This window comes from Lysinibacillus sp. VIII_CA (assembly GCF_049943995.1).
GTDB classification, from domain to species: Bacteria; Bacillota; Bacilli; order Bacillales_A; family Planococcaceae; genus Lysinibacillus; species Lysinibacillus pinottii.
On record NZ_JBNFXM010000060.1, the window covers coordinates 1 to 1,572 of the forward strand.

1 protein-coding gene and 1 pseudogene are annotated in these 1,572 nt (G+C 40.8%); both read left to right on the forward strand.

Features of this window, described 5'->3' with window-relative positions; all coding sequences use genetic code 11:
* Positions 1-235, forward strand: a pseudogene (locus tag ACP3VS_RS24140) (IS607 family transposase); the annotation flags it as partial.
* A complete protein-coding gene (locus ACP3VS_RS24145; protein WP_036168297.1) occupies positions 228-1,397 on the forward strand; it encodes an RNA-guided endonuclease InsQ/TnpB family protein in 1,170 nt (389 codons plus the stop codon). The pseudogene ACP3VS_RS24140 and the gene ACP3VS_RS24145, both read left to right, overlap by 8 nt.
* The last annotated feature ends 175 nt before the right edge of the window (positions 1,398-1,572 follow it).

The following is a 1,572-nucleotide window of genomic DNA, read 5'->3' on the forward strand; positions in this document are numbered from 1 at the left end:
TAAAATCGTTGTTCTTTACAAGGATAGGCTTGTCCGATTCGGCTACGAACTCATCAAAAACATTTGCGACAAGAACAATGTGAGCATCGAAATCATCGACCACAATGAGAAATCCGAACAGGAGGAAGTCGTTGAGGATTTGGTTCAGATTATCACAGTGTTCAGTTGCAAGCTCCAAGGGAAACGTTCCAAGAAAACTAAGGAACTGATTAAGGAGCTGAAAAAAGATGATTAAAGCCATTAAAATCAAGCTCTATCCCACGAAAGAACAAGAGTCGATGTTATGGAAAACAGCCAACCACGCAAGGGGCGCTTGGAATGTTGGTCTTGGTTATATCAAAGACGAATACGAAAAAGGAAATAGCGTCTCCACAGCTCAGGCTAGGCAGATGATTACTGATGCCAAGAAGTCCAATAAGGATTATCTATGGCTAGGTGAAATCAGCGCTGACGCTTGGCGTAACGTATTCCAAGATATGACCAAGGCATTCAAGGTGTTTCGGGAAAACCTTAAAAAAGGAATCCCGTTCCCCGATGCAGGCTACCCTCAGTTCAAGAAAAAGTCCAAGTCAAAGCCTTCCTTCTATCATGATGAGCGTAAGCTGAAAGTCTACGGGAACAAGGTTTATCTCGAAAAGATAGGCTTCGTCAAGATGAAAGACGAAGGAAGACTGCCTCAAGGAAATTACAAAAAGGATAGAATCAAGGTCTCCAACGTCCGTGTCGGATACGATAACAAGAACTGGTATCTGACTTGTGGGATTGAAACCCCAGAAGAATACTGGACACCTAACCAAGATTTATCCATCGGTATTGACTTGGGAATTAAAGAACTGGCTGTTACCAACGTGGAAGGTTTGAGCTTCGACAACATCAACAAAAAACGTGAAGTCAAGCGTTTGGAGAAGAAGCATCGGCGGATGTCCCATAAAATCAGTAGAAAATACGAGGCAAACAAAGATGGCAAGAAGTTTGTGAAGACCCATAATATTTTAAAATTAGAGAGGCTGCGCAAGCGAGTAGACAGACGATTGACGAACATTAGGGACAATCACCTTCATCAAGCTACAAAGACGATTATCAAGCAAAAACCAAGCAAGATAGTCGTTGAAGACTTAAATGTCAAGGGCATGATGAAGAACAAACACTTGGCAAAATTGGTCGCAAATCAAAAGTTTTTCGAATTTAGAAGACAACTCGAATACAAAGCCAAATTTTATCTTGGTATTGATGTGACAGTGGCAGACAGATGGTTCCCATCGTCTAAAATGTGTTCTTGTTGCGGTCAAATTAAATCTGATTTGAAACTGAAAGACCGTGTTTACAGGTGCGATTGTGGCTTGAAAATCGACCGTGATTTGAATGCTTCAATCAATTTAGCGAATTATTCAATCTAGGAAGCTTAACTCCAAACTAAATCCTAGATATGTACCGTGTGATGCACGGGAATTTAAGCCCTCGGAGAGTTATATCAAACCGTAGTAGCTTCGGCAAGGCGGGACTCGTTGAACAGGGAATTTAACCTTATAATTACAATTTATTTTGTAAGAATTTATAAAGTTTTAACATCGG